Origin of the sequence: Aquimarina megaterium XH134, assembly GCF_000520975.1 — a bacterium.
GTDB classification, from domain to species: Bacteria; Bacteroidota; Bacteroidia; order Flavobacteriales; family Flavobacteriaceae; genus Aquimarina; species Aquimarina megaterium.
Window position 1 is genome coordinate 111,911 of record NZ_JACB01000010.1, and the last position, 17,195, is coordinate 129,105.

The following is a 17,195-nucleotide window of genomic DNA, read 5'->3' on the forward strand; positions in this document are numbered from 1 at the left end:
ATACGCTAAAGTCTTAAAGCCGTGTTAAGGTAAAATGAGGTAAATTTGAAAGATTAAAAATCGTATTAGTAATGAAATTTATAGAACTCACACTCAAGAATCATACAATCCTTCATGGCTTTGATGCTCGAAATCGAGAAGTTACAGAAGAAGTAGAAGTAGAAGAGGCTTCAAAAAAAATAGTAGCGGTTAAGAGAATTTTATCGATCAGCGAAAAGTATATTTTAATAAAATATGCATATGATAGAGTTATATACTGGGAATATATGGAGGATTATGAAACTATAAAAAAGATGCTTGTATCATAAATGATTGCTATATTTTTTTAAATTCCTTTGGAAAAGAAGAAGGTTCAAAATCCCAGAAATAGGGAAGTAGATAGTAAGTGATTACTATAATTAAGATAATAGATATAATGTTTAACCAAAATCCTTTTTTCATCATATCGGGAATGGTTAAATAGCCCGACCCAAATACCACTGCGTTAGGCGGAGTAGCTACAGGAAGCATGAATGCACATGATGCTGCGATTGTTGCGCCTACCATAAGAATAAATGGATGTACATCAAGTGATAGCGCCATTGATGCCAAAACGGGTAATAACATTGAAGTAGTAGCAACATTTGAAGTGATTTCGGTTAAGAAATTTACAGCAGTAACAATAAAGGCCAAAAGAGTAATCAAATAAACTCCTTGCAATAATGTCATTTGCGTACCGATCCAAAGCGCTAATCCCGATTCTTTAAAACCAGATGCCAAAGCAAGACCACCACCAAATAGTAAAAGTACGCCCCATGGTAACTTTACTGCCGATTGCCAGTTCATTAATGGTTTTCCTTTTTCTCTACTGGGTAGAAGAAAAAGAAGTAATGCTGCAGTAATGGCAATTATGGTATCGTCTATAGCCGAAAAAATAGGCTGTAATAAAAAAGACCTTGTGATCCAGGCAAAAGCAGTGCATATAAATACTGCGAGTACTAGTTTTTCTTCAAAAGATATTGTACCTAATTCTTTCAGTTGTCTTTTTACCTCATTTTTCCCTCCAGGAAATTCTTTCTGTTTAAAAGAAAATGCGATTTGAACCAAATAACGCCAACAGATGAATAACATTACTAACGAGATGGGTAAACCTATAACAATCCAATTGGTAAATGTGATCTCAAAACCATAGATTTCTTTAACAATCCCAGCTAGAATAAGATTAGTAGGAGTTCCTATAAGTGAAGCAACTCCTCCGATAGATGCACTATACGCTATAGCCAGCATTAGCGCTTTTCCGAAGATTTTATTTTCATCTTCGATAGTGTTTGGATTATCGGTAAGTTGAGTAATTATGGCAATACCAATAGGTAACATCATTACAGATGTTGCAGTGTTAGAAATCCACATTGATAAAAATGCTGTAGCAATCATAAAACCAAGAATCATGGTTTTAACATTGGTACCAATAATATTTATAATACTTAACGCGATACGTTTATGTAGATTCCACCTCTCTATCCCAATAGCCAATATAAACCCACCTGCATATAAGAAAATATTATGATTGCCAAATGCTGCAGTTGTTGTTTTAATATCCAAACCACCAGATAACGGAAATAAAATAATGGGCAACAGTGAAGTGGCTGCAATAGGAATTGCCTCGGTAATCCACCATATAGCAATCCATAAAGTACTAGCCAGTATCGCATTGGCTTCTTTACTTAAACCCTCGGGGTGAAAAAAAAATAATACAAGAAAAAAAATTGCAGGGCCAGATATGGCTCCTATTTTTTTAATACTTACATTCATGCGATGCTGTTGTTAAGAAATCATAGGTTTAGTAAATGATTGATAAAAGTATAGATAAAAGAATTAAATCTTTCTCCCAAAGCATAGAAATATTACTTTGGGAGTATAAGGTAATAGTTAGCGTGGTCTCCATAAATTCTATAAAAAAGATATGGCAGAAAGAAAAAAGATGTATTGTATAAATGGGTTTTTAAGGTATCATAACCTTAGATTTGTCACTATTTCGTGCAGAAATAAGATGAAAGTTTTTATCAACTTTTACAATAATTATTTTACCAGTATGTAAATTAACCATCTTCCATCTAAAACCATAAGATGTTTCGAAAATCGCAGATCTAGCTGTTTTTCGTAAATCAATTTCATCAATGTTTTCGACGATTTGATTCGCCAAAAGATCAAGTCCTCTTTCTTTAACTTCTTCAGCAGAAAGTTTACGATCGCGAGGGTTTTGACTTTGATCAATAGTAATTTGGTATGAAGATGCTTCAATACTACTATTGGGAAATACTAAAAAAGAGAAAAATACTAAAAAAGAGAGTATGTAATTTTTCATAATCTAACGATTTTGTGAATTACATACTATATCACTGAATAATATGCAATTACGTTGGGTTTACGTGTATTGTCATAAGTATTTGTATAGTGCTTAACAATTATCTTAAAAAAGGGGTATTGTAAAATTAACGTTTAAATACCTTTTTTAGGATATTATTATGTTAAAAAAATGATAATATCTCTTAAAATTTTGCTTTTCTACCTTTTATTGTTATAAAAATCAATATCGTAGTTTTAATACGGTGATTATTTCATTCTCATTTCTTATATAGTTTTTTACCAGCTTCATAATATTTATCTCCTTCTATCCAAAAAGGAGTTGTCTCGTTGTTAGCAATGTTTCTGCACGCTAAAACATAAGACTGAAAAAACTTAAATAAATAGTCGTAATCCAAGGTCTCTGGATTGTCGGTAACCTGGTGGTAGTACTTTGTGATTTCTTCGTCAAAAGCTGTGAATCCCATACTAAAAGTAGGTGCAGGAATCCCTTTTGCAGCAAAGTTTACATTATCAGACCGATCAAATAATCCTTGTTCAGGAGCAGGATCATCGATGGCTTTTAGTCCAAATTTGGTAGTGGCGTCTTCGATATCTTTTTGTGCGGTTGTTCTGCTCAAACCAATAATCGTTGCCAGTGTTGTATCATTATAGCCTCCATTATCACTATTAAAACAATATACCATTTGATGTAAAGGAATTACCGGGTGGTCTACATACCATTTACTTCCTAACAACCCTTTTTCTTCTCCTGTAAACAGGATAAAAAGCGCTGATCTTTTGGTTGGATATTTTGCAATATTTTCTGCTGCAGAAAGTACAGTAACCGTACCTACAGCATTATCTCTTGCTCCGTTATATATCGAATCATTTTCAACAGCTTTACCGATACCCACATGATCGTAATGAGCAGAATAAATGATGTATTCATTTTTAAGTTTGGGATCAGTACCTTCTACATAACCAACGACGTTTTGTGAGGTAACCGCACTTTTTTTAATTCCTTCAATAGTAAATTCGATATCAATCTCTTTATTTGTCGCAAATAGTTTACTAATATCTTCATTTTTGTCATTTATCCATGTATGAGAAAAGCTATCTGCATCTTCTTTTTGATCCGCGACAATCATTTTTTCACCGTTTAAATAGTGTTCTAATCTCATCCACGTTGGGTCATCAAGATTGGAAACCTCAATAATACCTATGGCACCTTTTTCTTTGGCGAGGGTATTCTTTTCTTTTGCTGCAGAAAAAGCAGGTCTGATATTTTTATTGTCTTTAGTTCCTATAATGGCAATTACATATTTCCCTTTTACATCAATACCATTATAATCTTCTTCTAGACCGTGATTTATGAAAACAGCTTTTCCTTTATAACTGGCATTTCCAGATGCTACAGTAGCTATTTTATTAAGCACTAAAGCTCCTGTTTTAAATTCGGTCTTTGTAGCTCCAGATGTTTTCTCCAGATCTACATTTTGAAGATAGCTGGTTGTCTTGGGAATTGGTTTTACTCCGTACCCTCGTAGCATATTAGCAAGGTATTGCGCAGCAATTTTATTTTCGGGGCTTCCGGTTTGCCTACCTTTTAGTTCATCTGAAGCCAGAAAATAAATATGCCCTTCAATTTCACTTTTAGAAACAGTAGATTTTACTTTTTCGACATCATCCTGTGCCGAAATAGAGATTGTAAAAAGAAAAAGTAACGAGAGTATAATAGATTTTTTCATGAGTGAGAATGATATAATTGTGTGATCAAATTAATGGTATAGCGTATAATTAAATATAGCTACCTTCTTTTCAAAGATAACAATTGTTTGTACTTTGTTATAATACAAGAAGTTGTTTTCTAATAAATATTGTCAAAAACAAATGTTAATTCTCATTTCTTCGATAGATAATAAGTTCTTATCTTTTATAAATTATACTAACTTTATCTAATGAAAAAAGAAAAAAAAGTATTTAGAAAAGGCTTTGCATTCAAAATCTTTGAGGCACCAGAACAGTCTCTGTTTGATAAGCTTTTTGATATTTTTCAGGAAGTTATCACTCATACTTCGGGAGATCTTGATGAGGCTTTAGACTGGATGAGAGAATTAGATAAAGAATATCAACTTACTGATGAGAATTACACGCTGGATGATTTTGTAGAGGATTTAAAAAAGAAGGGGTACATTCGAGAAGAGATCAAACCAGATGGTAAAGGAGGGATGTCTATTACAGCCAAAACCGAACAGGCAATTCGCAAAAGGGCATTAGATCAAATTTTTGGAAAGCTAAAACGAAGCGGAGCAGGGAATCACAGAACAAATTATATTGGTAAAGGGGATGAACACTCTGGGGAGTTTCGTAATTATCAGTATGGAGATTCGTTAGAGCAAATATCAATAACAGAAAGCCTTAAAAATGCACAGATCAATCATGGTATTGGTGATTTAAATCTTACCGAAGATGACCTTGTAGTCGAAGAAACTCAGTTTAAAGCACAAATGAGTACAGTACTAATGATTGATATTAGTCACAGTATGATTCTGTATGGTGAGGATCGTATAACTCCTGCCAAGAAAGTTGCAATGGCACTTGCAGAGCTTATTATTACCAAATACCCTAAAGACACATTGGATATCTTGGTTTTTGGTAATGATGCATGGCCAATTGCGATCAAAGATTTGCCTTACTTACAGGTAGGACCATATCATACGAATACTGTAGCAGGTTTACAGTTGGCTATGGACATGTTGCGAAGAAAGCGTAATACAAACAAGCAGATTTTTATGATTACCGATGGTAAACCCAGTTGTTTAAGAATGCCAGATGGACAATACTATAAAAATAGTAATGGATTAGATAGGTACATCGTAAGCAAATGTTATATGATGGCTCAACAAGCCAGGAAATTACATATCCCCATAACGACTTTTATGATTGCACAAGACCCTTATTTGATGCAATTTGTAAGAGAGTTTACCTATGCGAATCAAGGAAAAGCATTTTATACCGGCCTTAATGGTTTAGGAGAAATGATTTTTGAAGATTATGAAACGAATAGAAAAAAAAGGATACGAGGATAAACTCGTTTTGAATTTAAAAGTAATTGTAAGAACGAAAAAGAAAAGATGAAAATTTTAGATATAAAGACATTAGGCCAATTAAAAAAATCGGGATATAAAAGTATATCAATAAAAGATGAATTAAGAAATAATCTAAGAACTAAGATTAGTAATAACGAAGATACTTTTACAGGTATTCATGGGTATGAAAATACAGTGATTCCCGAATTAGAAAGAGCAATTCTTTCTAGGCATAATATTAATTTATTAGGGTTACGGGGTCAGGCAAAAACCCGTTTGGCAAGACAAATGATAAATCTGCTGGATGAATGGGTTCCTGTGGTAGAGGGGTCAGAAATTAATGATGATCCGTTTCATCCTATTTCTAGATATGCGACTAACTTGATAGAAGAAAAAGGAGACAACACGCCCATTAGCTGGTTACATCGATCAGAACGTTTTGCAGAAAAATTAGCAACTCCAGATGTTACTGTGGCAGATATTATAGGAGATGTAGATCCAATAAAAGCCGCTAATCTAAAATTAAGCTATGCAGATGATCGTGTGATTCATTTTGGGATGATCCCAAGAGCAAACAGGAGTATTTTTGTTATTAATGAATTACCAGATTTACAAGCTCGTATACAAGTGGCATTATTTAATATTTTACAAGAAGGTGATATCCAGATTAGAGGATTTAAACTTCGATTACCATTAGATATACAGTTTGTGTTTACAGCAAATCCAGAAGATTATACGAATCGAGGAAGCATTGTAACACCTTTAAAAGATAGAATAGGATCACAGATTCTTACTCACTACCCCAAAACTGTAGCAATAGCAAAAACAATTACCCAGCAAGAGGCTAAATTAGATTCGTGGCAAGCCGATTTGGTTTATGTACCAGAGATTGCAAAGGACTTATTAGAACAAATTAGTTTTCAGGCTAGGGAAAGTGAGTTTATTGATCATAAAAGTGGTATAAGTGCCAGGATGAGTATTACTGCTTATGAAAATTTGTTAAGTATGGCAGAATACCGGGCATTGCGATCTGGCGATGATCAAACAGTATTGCGATTAAGTGATTTTACCGGGGTTATTCCTGCTATTACCGGCAAAGTAGAATTGGTATACGAAGGAGAGCAGGAGGGAGCTGCTTCTGTAGCAAATTCCTTAATTGCTGATGCTATCAAGACTTTATTTCCCGAATACTTTCCGAAAATCGAAAAACTAGAGAAAGAAGGTTATGAAAGCCCATATCAGAATCTGATAAATTGGTTTTTTGAAGAGAGCGGATTCGAATTACTAGATGATATATCAGATAAAGAGTATAAAGAAAAACTAGATGCCATTACGCCGCTTAAGAATCTGATTAATGAATATCATCCCGAAATGAGTACAGAAGAAACTTATTTTATGATGGAATTCTTATTGTGGGGATTGGTAGAATTTAAAAAACTAAGTAAACATAGATTATCAGAAGGATTTCATTTTAATGATCTTTATGGAAGTTATATAAGTGGACTATAGTTGGTAACGTTTACCACCAAACTAAAAAAAACATTAATAAGAATCTTCATTACTTCTCATCCAGAGTAATGGAGATTTTTTTGTGATAATAATATCTGCTCCTGCTCTTTTATATCTTCAAAAGAAAACCAGGCGTCACTATATTTTGGATTAGTAACCCAATGTGTCTTCTCCTTTTTTATAGAATATTTAAAAACATCATTCAGCATTATAAAAATATGTAAAACTTAAGTAACATTTTAGATCACTAAGACATATATAGATACACAAAAAAAACTTAATTCAAATGATTAAAATATTCACATTACTATTAATGTTGTCATCATTTATTTCATTAGGGCAGCAAACAACAGAATTTATTATTTCCGGCGGTATACAGGATAACGATCCAAATATTAATAATGTTTTATCAGATGCGGTTACAAGTCTTAACGGAAACGGTACTATTACAATAAAAGGAGATATAGAAGTTCGTGTTGATTTCAATATTCCTGAAGGTATCGAACTAAAGTTTTTTAAAGGGAATAAATTTATAATAAAGGGTAATACTACACTAACCATAAATGGTAGTATTAATGCAGGTCAATATCAAATTTTCGAATTAGAGGATAATGGAACTGTCGAAGATTGTTTTTGGGATAGATGGGATTTTACCTTAGATGACGGTAAAGTTAGAGGTAATTTAAAAAACAATTATATAATACCACAATGGTGGGATATTGATGATACTGGTGTTATTCCGTGTGGTCAAAATTTTCAAAAAGCAATTGAATCATTTCCAAGTGTTCAAAAATTTGTAGCAAATGGAAAATTTTTACTTGAAAAGACTTTACATTTAAATCAAAACAACCACTATTATGATTTTAGTGGTGCTACTTTTGTCGGGGTTAATGAAGATAGGGACGTATGTCAAGCTTTTAAGGATAGTTATCTATTATGGTATAATACTCCCGCACCTCATGGGTTGCCAACAACATTTCCAGCTACTGATACAGGTGGTTTAATTAATATAGGAAAACTTAGAGACTTAACAGAAACGTCTCCTTATTCGGTTGTAAATGTAACTTTATACGGAGGTATTTATATCCCTAAGAATAAATATGACAATGCACTAGGAATATTAAATGCCAAGAATATAAAAATTTTAAACGTAACTATAGACTGTTATAATGGACAAAGAGGAATTGCGCTCCAACCTCATAAAAACTGGAATGTCCCAACAAGGACAGACCATATAATTGTTAGAGACGTTATTCAACAAGGAGGAACTAACGTTTTCAATATAGATATTGACTCAAATAGTAATACATCTAATGTTATTGTTTCTAATGTTGTTGGACATGATATTGGAGGTCATACAGCTGACCCAAATGATAGTATTAGAGAAGCGGCTTTTAGAATTTCCTCTGGAGGTTCTATTCAAAAAATTCATAATATTACAATTTCTGAAGTAATACTTTCAAGCGTTTATAAAGCTTTTAATGTTAGTGGAGCTAGCGGTATTCTTTCAAATATTCAAGTTATTAATTCAGAAACGAATTGGTTAGAGGGAACTAATCCAGATTTAAAAGTTGAAAATGTTAGAATACATTGATTTACCATTTAATCTAAATCAAATAGAATAAATTACCACCAAACCACAAAAAAACGGTCATAAGAATCTTCATTGCTTTTCATCCAAAGTAATGGAGATTTTTTTTGCGACAATGCTACCTGTACCTGCTCTTTTATATTTTCAAAAGAAAACCAGACATCACTATATTTTGGATCGGTAACCCAATCTTTTTTCTTCGGAATATTAAAATGACAACTACCATATTGTTCTGAAGTAAAATCCTTTAATGGTATCCAAAAACCAACAATGCATTGATTGTTTATAATAGGAAATAGCTCTTTTTTCATAGATAAAGGAACAAAAAGATTTGCCATATAACATACACATTGATGAATACTTTTTGGATCTATATGCAAGTCTTCTAGAATAGGTAAGGTCTCGTTTCTGTAGAGTAAGGGCAATTGTTTTGTCTTCAGTTTTTCTACTTTTTGAAGTAAAGCATCTTTACGGTTTGGGCCAATCCATTGTAGAAGTTCACCTTGAATTAATGGGTCATACAGATAAAATTTGTATACAATTTCAATATGTAAAGTGTTATTATTTCTACGATCTTTTACCAGAAAATCTAATTCTCCGATGGTGATTTTATCCTGGTATACCTGAATATTCTTTGCTATAATCTCGTACTTATCAGTATTGGTAATACCATATTCAAAAAAAAACTCTATACGCTTACCTAATACTTCATTATCCCGAATATTAATTTCTGTTTCGTTAGGTAAAACATCGTTTTCTAGTACTTCTTCGATATCAAAAGGAGATAATCCTAAAAGAGTTTTGTCGGTCCATAAGGGTTTACTATTTAAAAACCCTAGATATTCATTTTTGATTGACATTTAAGCTTTAGGTAAATTTTGATTTTGAAAAAACCGAAAAGTATTTATTAATGATAGGTTTCAGTATTTTTCTATCTACAGGTTTAGAAACAAAATCATCGCATCCTGCATCTAATGCTTTTTGGATATCTTCTTCTGTAGAATACGCCGTTTGCGCTACAATAGGTAATCCGGGTCTCATTTTCTTTATCTTTCTTGTAGCTGTATACCCATCCATTACAGGCATTCTTATATCCATGAGAATTAAATCTATATGTTCATTTTTTTTACAAATCTCTACTGCTTTCTTACCATTTTCTGCACGATGAATTACAAATTTATACCCTTTCATTTTAAGTAATATCGTTTTAAGGAATAAAAAATTTACATCTCCGTCCTCTACAATTAAAATAACTTGTTTTATAGGAATATCCGGAATCTTTTCTTTATCCAAAGGAGTATCAGATGTCACAGGATTAACAATGGGATTGTATGGTACAGTTAATGTAAATATTGAACCTTTATTAACCATTGAAACAAAAGTAACATTACCACCGATTAGATTGGCGTTTTTCTGAGCAATTGATAAACCTAATCCAAGACCATCATAGCTTTTTGTAGCTTCTTTTTCGGATTGTGAGAAGTTTCTAAATATTAGTTCCTGATCTTCGGGTTTAATGCCGATTCCCGTATCTATTATGGTAATGACCAAAGAACTATTTTCAATTTCGCAAGAAATTTCTATCATACCTTTGGTTGTAAATTTAATTGCATTATCAATAAGATTTTGTAAAATCTTGTGGATTTTTAGTTTATCCATAAGTATGATCCCCTGATCATCTGTTAATTTATTATTGAGGTATATTGCAATATTTTTGCTAATCGCTTTACTCTGAAAATCGGAAAATAGTTTTTGCAACGTCTCATTAATATTTATTTCTTCAAAACGAACTTCGACCTGATTAGTCTCTAATTTTGAAATTTCGATGATATCATCGATAATGTTGATTAATTGATTACTACTATTTATAATAATTTTTGAATATTCTTTTTGTTGATCCGATGTAATTTGTGGGTCATTAAGTAATTCAGAAAAACCAATAATACCATTCATAGGCGTACGTACTTCATGAGAAATATTATGAATAAATGCGGTTTTTAATTTATTACTCTCTTCGGCTCGTTCTTTAGCAATTTTTAATTCTTTTGTTTTTTGTTTGATTAAGTATTTAAGATATCTGTTAAGAAGAAGAATAACAATTAACGACAATAGAATAATTCCGGTAAGTGTAATCCAGAAGCTTGCTTTTTTATAAAAAGGAACGACGGCATTATATAGCCAATTGTCAAAAATGATTTCCTTTTCATGATCAGTAATATTATTAGTCGTCTTAGCAATAATATCACTAAGCATAGCATTACTTTTTTGAACTGCAAGGCTTGGAGCGTATGTATATGGAGTTTCTGAAACAATTTTAAGATTATCTAGGTTTTCTGTTTTTATAAGGTAATTGGCTACTGCTTTTGGTCCTATATAAGCATGGTATTTTCCTGAGCTAACTTTTTTTAAACAACTTAAATCATCTATTTCTGTAGAAATGTTGAGGTCTTTTTCATACTCTTTTAGGATCTCATATATCGCATAATCTTTAGGAACTGTAATTATTTTGTCGTTATAGTCTTTTAGATGTGTACCATAATCAACATCTTTTTGAGTTACAATAGTATGACTAGACTCAAAGAGTTGTGAGTAAAAATTAAAGTAAGCATCTCTTTTATTGGTTTGTTGGATTTCTAAAACGATTTCAATTTTATTATTTTTTGCATCATTTAGAAGTTGTTCCCAATTAGTATACAGTTTTCGTTGAAATTTGTGATTTGTTTTCTTTTCGATAAGGGAAAGATAATCGATTAAGATACCATCTATTTCGTTATTCTCATTAATAAATTGATATGGGGCATAATATGGAAAAAGCCCAACAGAAATACTATCATTGTTATGTAGCCAATCTTTCTCTTTGTCACTTAAGACGGTAGATTTCGAACAAGAAAAAAACCCTATCCATATACTAAAGAAACAGAAAATATATAGTAATTTTTTTGCCATAGCTTTTTACTAGTTATCCCTTACTTTTCTTGCTCCTTATTAATAAAGATACTATTTAATAGTAACACTTTCAAGAAACACCAGGCTTATTTATAGAACAAAGTGAATTAATATAAATTGATAAATCATAAACTTTTATATCCTAAGACATTGTATTTCTTTTAGAAAGAATATATAGATAAATGTTTATGGATAACTTTTTTTAAAATTTCTGGATCAATAGGTTTAGCTATAAAATCATCACATCCAGCAGCAAAAACGTTTAGTATATCTTCTTTGTTAGCATAGGCTGTTTGTGCAATCACAGGAAGTTCTGGATGTAATTTTTTTATCAGTTTTGTAGCATCATATCCATCCATTTCTGGCATCTTCATGTCCATAAACACCAGGCTTATGGGATTGTTTTCTTTACAAAATATTACTGCTTCTTTTCCATTTTTAGCACGATGAATGGTAAAGTGATAATTTTCTATTTTTAGTAAGATTGTTTTAAGGACCAAAAAATTAACGTCGCCATCTTCTGCAATCAGGATGGTGTGTTGCCTGGTTTTTGTGTCTTTGTATAATGTAGATGATATTGTATTAAGAGGATTAGAAATGGTAATAGGGCGATAGGGCAACTCAACTCGAAATGTAGATCCTTTGTCAGGAATAGAAGAAAAAGATAACTCACCTTTCATCAGGTTAGTGTACTCTTTGGCGATAGTAAGCCCCAATCCTAATCCTCCATATTTTCTTGAAATTTGATTTTCTGATTGAGAAAAACTCTTAAATATAAGCTGTTGATTCTTAGGGTCAATTCCTATTCCAGAGTCCCGTACATTAATAACCAAAAGATCTGCTTGTAACATAACCGAAATAAGTACAGCTCCTCTTTGAGTGTATTTAACCGCATTTTTAACTAGACTAGTTATAATTTTGATAAGCTTAGATTTGTCAATATGCACATAACGTTGATTGTCCAACAGGTTATTATTAAGTATAAGGGAAATCCCTTTTTTCTTTGCTATTATTTCGAAAGTTGAAAAAACAATATCAAAAACTTCGTATAGGTCAGTCTCTTCCCGAGTAAGAATGACCTGTTTAGTTTGTAGTTTAGAAATTTCAAGTATGTTATCCATACTATCAATTAATTGTTTACTGCTGTCAACTATAATTTTGGTGTATTTTGCTTTTTGGTTATCTGTTGTGCTAGATTCTTTAAGAAGTCTCGAAAAACCAATAATACCATTCATTGGTGTTCGAATTTCATGAGATATGTTATAAATAAATGCTGTTTTTAATTGATTATCCTTTTCGGCATTATCTTTTGCTATTCTAAGTGCTTTTGTCCTATGTTTTACAGTGTAACCCAAATAAAAGTTGATCCCTAAAACAATGAGTAAACCTAGCAATATAAAAAAGACAAGAGGAATCAAAAAATTGGGATTTTTATAAAATGGTTTTGTTTTAGTGTAAAGCCAGTTTTCTACAATATTTTGTTTTTCGCTATCAGAAATATTGTTAATTGTTTTTTGAATGATTTTATTTAAAACAGTATTGTCTTTATCTACAGCAATACTCGGGATATAAGAGTATTTAGTCTCGGCTATGATTTTAAGATTGTCGAAGTTTTTAGACTTTATTAAAAAATTAGCTACAGTTTTTGGACCAAAATACGCATCGTGTTTTCCTGTCTGCACCATTTGTAGTGCTATACTTTCGTTGAGATAAGTTTTCAGTTTGATTTCTGGATGCTTTTTTCTTAAGTATTCTTCTGAAGAATACCCAAGAGGAACTGTTATAGTTTTTGTGCTAAAATCTTTTAAAGTAAGTCCATCAGGAGTATCTTTTGAAGCTACAAGAACAAAAGGAGTGTTAAAGAATTCGGTATAAAAATTTAGATATTGACTACGATCCCAGGTTTGTTGAGCTTCCAGAATCATATCAATCTTTTTACTCTTGGCATCCTTTACCAGTTGTGACCAATTAGAATAATACCTTTTTTTAAATTTATGATCTATTTTATCTTCAATCAGGTTAAAATATTCAATAAAAATACCTTCAATAGTAGTGTTGTTATTTATAAATTGATACGGAGGGTAGTACGGAAATAAAGCAATTGTAATAGAATCATTTTGTTTTAACCAATCCGCTTCAGCGTTCGTTACTATTTTTTCTTTTGAACAAGAAAAAAATAAAATTGAACACAGAAAAAACAGAAAGGGTAAAAGAAATGTTTTTCGATTACGCATTTAAATCAAATCTTCTAAGGTGATGATAATGATGTTGTTAACATATGTTAGAATTAAAGATAAGCATTATTTGTCCAACTATTAAGATAAGATATGCTACTTTTTTATTTCTGTACCGTCGGGATATAAAGCGAACCTGCCTTTAGAAGGGGAATGCACATGATCATAACTATCCCAAGGCCAACCTCCAAATTCTGTTTGTTGATATTCTTGTATAGCTTCCCTGATTTCTATTTGGCTGTTCATAACAAATGGCCCATGTTTTACTACAGGTTCGTTAATAGGCTTACCTTGCAATAGTAATATATGAGCTTCTGTATTACCGTTTTTCAAAGTAAATTCCTGATCTGCGTTTAGAATAATTTCATGCTGTACAGGAATAGTATATCCTTCACTAGTAACTTCGGTTCCTTTAAAAAAATATAACGATCTGTTTATACCCTTAGAAGCTGTAGGAAAGTTAAACGTTGCATTAGCATCCATTTTGATAGTCCATATTGCTATTTCATTAAGAGGATCTGCTGCCCAGGAATCAGGAGCAGAAGCGGGAGCTGTTGTATCATCTAATTTTCCAGCAATTAGGGTAATCTCGGTATCCTGTCCAAACTCATCCTGTTTCTTTATTTTAGGAACTTCTTCACTCCATAACATTTTAAAATGTGGCTCTTCCATTTTCTTATCCCTCGGAAGGTTAAGCCAAATCTGAAACAATAAAAAAGGATTTTCTTTTTCGGTATGTAACAATGGGAACATTTCAGAATGTTGAACACCTTTGCCCGCTGTCATCCATTGTACATCACCATTACCAAAACGTCCTGCAGCCCCAAGTGAATCAGAGTGATCCACTAATCCTTTCTGAACAATTGTAACAGTTTCAAAACCACGATGCGGATGTGCCGGAAAACCAGGAATCTTGGTGCCATGATACATTCGCCATCCATCTTTAAGCGTAAAATCCTGACCGATATTACGTCCTTCTAACGATGCATCGGGACCTAATTCTCCGTTTCCTTTTGGATATTGATCCTCGTGATATGCACAAAATAAAAATGGATCACTGGTTTCCCAAGGGAAGCCTAACGGTTTGATTTTAATAATTGCAGCCATAAGCTTAATATTTTGATCTCTTATTTATAGTAACAGGTGATTGGCAATAAATGCTCTAATATTATCAGTCGCTTTAATCAGGTCTTCATTACGAAGGTACATCAAGTGATCAATACGATACCCTTTTAAAGTATAGACTATTTTTAAATTTTCCATTTGCGTTGAGTTGCCAAATCACATAATTAACATTAAAATAAGTCGTAGCATCATCGTTTTTTTGATTAGTGATTCTTTACTTTAAAGATACTGTTTAATAGTAAAATTTTTTGATTTTTTTGTTTCACGGAAAACAGGGTAGTAGTTGAAGTCTATACTAGATATGTTTGATTTAAATAATTGATATAATAAGTAGATGCAAATCTAATGACAACAATGATCTTTAGAATACTATCTATGTTATAAAATTTACTTAGAAGATTACCTGAAATAGAAGAAAAACATTTTTCAACTATACCATAAATGGATTTATCTATAAACTTAACCGAAGATACTTTGAGACAAAACTTATAGTTCGAGTTACAAAAATTAGAGTGAAAACCAATATTCGATTTATTAATTATTAAATATTTTATACGATGAAAAACATTTTAAAATTAGAAGGAGTTCGAAAACTAAGTAAACATCAACAGTTACATATTAAAGGTTCGGGGCCATCATTACCGCCAACTATTAAATGTTGCTCAAGTGGAGATGGTTGTACTATGGATAATAATCAAAGTTTATGTATCCCTGGTCGCTGTGACAAACGAGGAGGTTGCATCCTATTCTAAATAGTATGAAACAAATAGAGGGTGTATGGTTTTTCATACACCCTCTATTTGTTTCGAACCTTTTTAGCTTAAGGAGAAGAATCAGTAATCTTTAAGAACAATTCAACTGGATTTCAGCCATAAGCTTAATATTTTGATCCCTTATTTATAGTAACAGATGATTTGGTAATAAATGCTCTAATATCATCATTCGCTTTAATCAGATCTTCATTTCGAAGGTACATCATGTGACCACTGCGATATCCTTTAAAACTTAGGCGATCTTTAAGTTTTCCATTTGCGTTAAGTTGCCACATCACATATTTAGCATTAAAATAGGTCGTAGCACCATCATAATAACCCGATTGGATCATCGTATGAAGGTTCGCATTCATGGCCATAGCTCTTCTTAGGTTTTCACCGGTATTATTACCTTTGGTTCTATCCCAGGGTCTAACAGGGCCAAACATATTGTATTTTAAATCGGTTTTAAATTTTAATTCCTGACTGTAATAATAGTTAATAGCAGGTGTAAAAGAATGAAGCCAGGAAGTTAATTCACTGTTATAATCAGGATTATCCCCTGCGTCTTTTATATCCATTCCTTTATAGCGAGAATCCAATCGGCCAATTGTATATCCTTCTTTATCTCGTAAAAGGTCTTTCCAGAAATATGATTTTGGTACTTCGAGATTATGTTGTCGTATTGTTTTTTTAGAAAGCCCAGAGTAGTACGCCATCTTGTTAATAACTTCTTCTTTTTTGGAAGCGTCCAGATATCCGCTTTTTACAATGGCTGGAAGCAGTTCATTAATGGTATAGTTCTCTACTTCTGGAAGTACTTCGAGTAAATCTTTATTCTGAAGCTCTGGAGACAACATCTTATGATACCATGCCGCTGCTGCAAAATAGGGTAATCGATTTGCTACTTCTACAGGGCCATCAAATTTGAAGCCTATTTCAGTAGGAGAGACTAATATTACTCCGTTAAGATACATCCATTGGCGATTTTGAAGCTCTAGAGCCAGACCAGAAACTCGTGTGGTTCCATAGCTTTCTCCGATAAGGTATTTTGGAGATCGCCAACGATTATTTCGGGTTACAAATGTATTGATCCAATCGGCCAGGTATTTTACATCTGCTTTTACCCCGAAGAATAATTTTTTATCAGGCATTTTTCCATCTTTTCCGGGGATCATTCTAGAATATCCTGTATTTACCGGGTTTACAAAAACAATATCTGCTACATCCAATATCGAATTTGGATTAGCTTTAATTCCGTAGGGCTGTACAGGAAACCCTTCATTATCGATCTTAAGAATACGAGGCCCTGTATAGGCAATATGCATCCAAACCGAAGCTGATCCCGGACCACCGTTAAATGAAATGAGTAAAGGTCGATTTTCATCATTTTTAATATCAGATCTTTTGTAATAGGTATAAGATAAAGAAGCTATAGGTACTCCTGTTTCATCCCAAACTGGTTGAAATCCCACCGTTGCTTTATAAGCAATGGCTTTTCCTTTTATCGTAGTTGTATGATTAGTTACTATAGTAGTATCAATAGGAACTTTAACGTTTTGTGCTTCGGCATAAAGCGAAATAGTAAACACTGTAATGAATAAAGAAAATATGTTTTTCATTT

14 protein-coding genes are annotated in these 17,195 nt (G+C 32.4%); 5 read left to right on the top strand and 9 right to left on the bottom strand.

Going from position 1 to position 17,195, the window contains the following annotated elements:
- Positions 1-71 precede the first annotated feature (71 nt).
- Complete coding sequence (locus Z053_RS0109260) at positions 72-308, top strand: hypothetical protein (protein ID WP_025664746.1); 237 nt, start codon at positions 72-74, stop codon at positions 306-308.
- 7 nt (positions 309-315) lie between these two features.
- Here the strand turns inward: Z053_RS0109260 and Z053_RS0109265 are convergent, their stop codons facing one another.
- The 3 genes from Z053_RS0109265 to Z053_RS0109275 all read right to left on the bottom strand — a co-directional run bounded on the left by Z053_RS0109265 (position 316) and on the right by Z053_RS0109275 (position 4,073).
- Positions 316-1,791 (bottom strand): SLC13 family permease, encoded by a 1,476-nt coding sequence (locus tag Z053_RS0109265; protein ID WP_025664747.1) that lies wholly within the window; start codon positions 1,789-1,791, stop codon positions 316-318.
- 190 nt (positions 1,792-1,981) lie between these two features.
- Complete coding sequence (locus tag Z053_RS0109270; RefSeq protein WP_025664748.1) at positions 1,982-2,344, bottom strand: hypothetical protein; 363 nt, start codon at positions 2,342-2,344, stop codon at positions 1,982-1,984.
- 259 nt (positions 2,345-2,603) lie between these two features.
- The gene (locus Z053_RS0109275; protein ID WP_025664749.1) at positions 2,604-4,073 is read right to left on the bottom strand and encodes a M28 family peptidase; all 1,470 of its coding nucleotides are present in this window, start codon (positions 4,071-4,073) and stop codon (positions 2,604-2,606) included.
- Between the two features lie 210 nt (positions 4,074-4,283).
- On the opposite strand from Z053_RS0109275, the gene Z053_RS0109280 reads away from it, so the two are divergent.
- The 3 genes from Z053_RS0109280 to Z053_RS0109295 all read left to right on the top strand — a co-directional run bounded on the left by Z053_RS0109280 (position 4,284) and on the right by Z053_RS0109295 (position 8,517).
- Entirely contained in the window at positions 4,284-5,414 is a 1,131-nt protein-coding gene (locus tag Z053_RS0109280; RefSeq protein WP_025664750.1) for a vWA domain-containing protein, read from the top strand.
- Between the two features lie 45 nt (positions 5,415-5,459).
- On the top strand, positions 5,460-6,923 hold the full coding sequence (locus Z053_RS0109285) for a sigma 54-interacting transcriptional regulator (RefSeq protein WP_025664751.1): 1,464 nt from the start codon (positions 5,460-5,462) through the stop codon (positions 6,921-6,923).
- Positions 6,924-7,209: 286 nt separating this feature from the next.
- Complete coding sequence (locus tag Z053_RS0109295) at positions 7,210-8,517, top strand: hypothetical protein (RefSeq protein WP_152538282.1); 1,308 nt, start codon at positions 7,210-7,212, stop codon at positions 8,515-8,517.
- Positions 8,518-8,549: 32 nt separating this feature from the next.
- Here Z053_RS0109295 and Z053_RS0109300 read toward each other — a convergent pair whose 3' ends face one another.
- The 5 genes from Z053_RS0109300 to Z053_RS32070 form a co-directional block, all read right to left on the bottom strand.
- Complete coding sequence (locus tag Z053_RS0109300) at positions 8,550-9,374, bottom strand: DUF1853 family protein (protein WP_025664753.1); 825 nt, start codon at positions 9,372-9,374, stop codon at positions 8,550-8,552.
- A gap of 7 nt (positions 9,375-9,381) precedes the next feature.
- Positions 9,382-11,460 carry a response regulator gene (locus tag Z053_RS30005; RefSeq protein ID WP_025664754.1) on the bottom strand — a complete coding sequence of 693 codons (2,079 nt, stop codon included), beginning with the start codon at positions 11,458-11,460 and terminating at the stop codon, positions 9,382-9,384.
- 161 nt (positions 11,461-11,621) lie between these two features.
- On the bottom strand, positions 11,622-13,694 hold the full coding sequence (locus tag Z053_RS0109310) for an ATP-binding protein (protein WP_025664755.1): 2,073 nt from the start codon (positions 13,692-13,694) through the stop codon (positions 11,622-11,624).
- Between the two features lie 96 nt (positions 13,695-13,790).
- Positions 13,791-14,801 (bottom strand): pirin family protein, encoded by a 1,011-nt coding sequence (locus Z053_RS0109315; RefSeq protein WP_025664756.1) that lies wholly within the window; start codon positions 14,799-14,801, stop codon positions 13,791-13,793.
- Between the two features lie 24 nt (positions 14,802-14,825).
- Positions 14,826-14,957, bottom strand: coding sequence for a hypothetical protein (locus Z053_RS32070; protein ID WP_262482477.1), 132 nt, complete (start codon positions 14,955-14,957; stop codon positions 14,826-14,828).
- A 419-nt stretch (positions 14,958-15,376) separates the two neighbouring features.
- Between Z053_RS32070 and Z053_RS31055 the strand changes: the two genes are divergently transcribed.
- Positions 15,377-15,571, top strand: coding sequence for a hypothetical protein (locus tag Z053_RS31055; protein WP_152538283.1), 195 nt, complete (start codon positions 15,377-15,379; stop codon positions 15,569-15,571).
- Positions 15,572-15,696: 125 nt separating this feature from the next.
- On the opposite strand, the gene Z053_RS0109320 is transcribed toward Z053_RS31055, so the two are convergent.
- Positions 15,697-17,193 (bottom strand): S10 family peptidase, encoded by a 1,497-nt coding sequence (locus tag Z053_RS0109320; RefSeq protein WP_025664757.1) that lies wholly within the window; start codon positions 17,191-17,193, stop codon positions 15,697-15,699.
- Positions 17,194-17,195 lie beyond the last annotated feature (2 nt).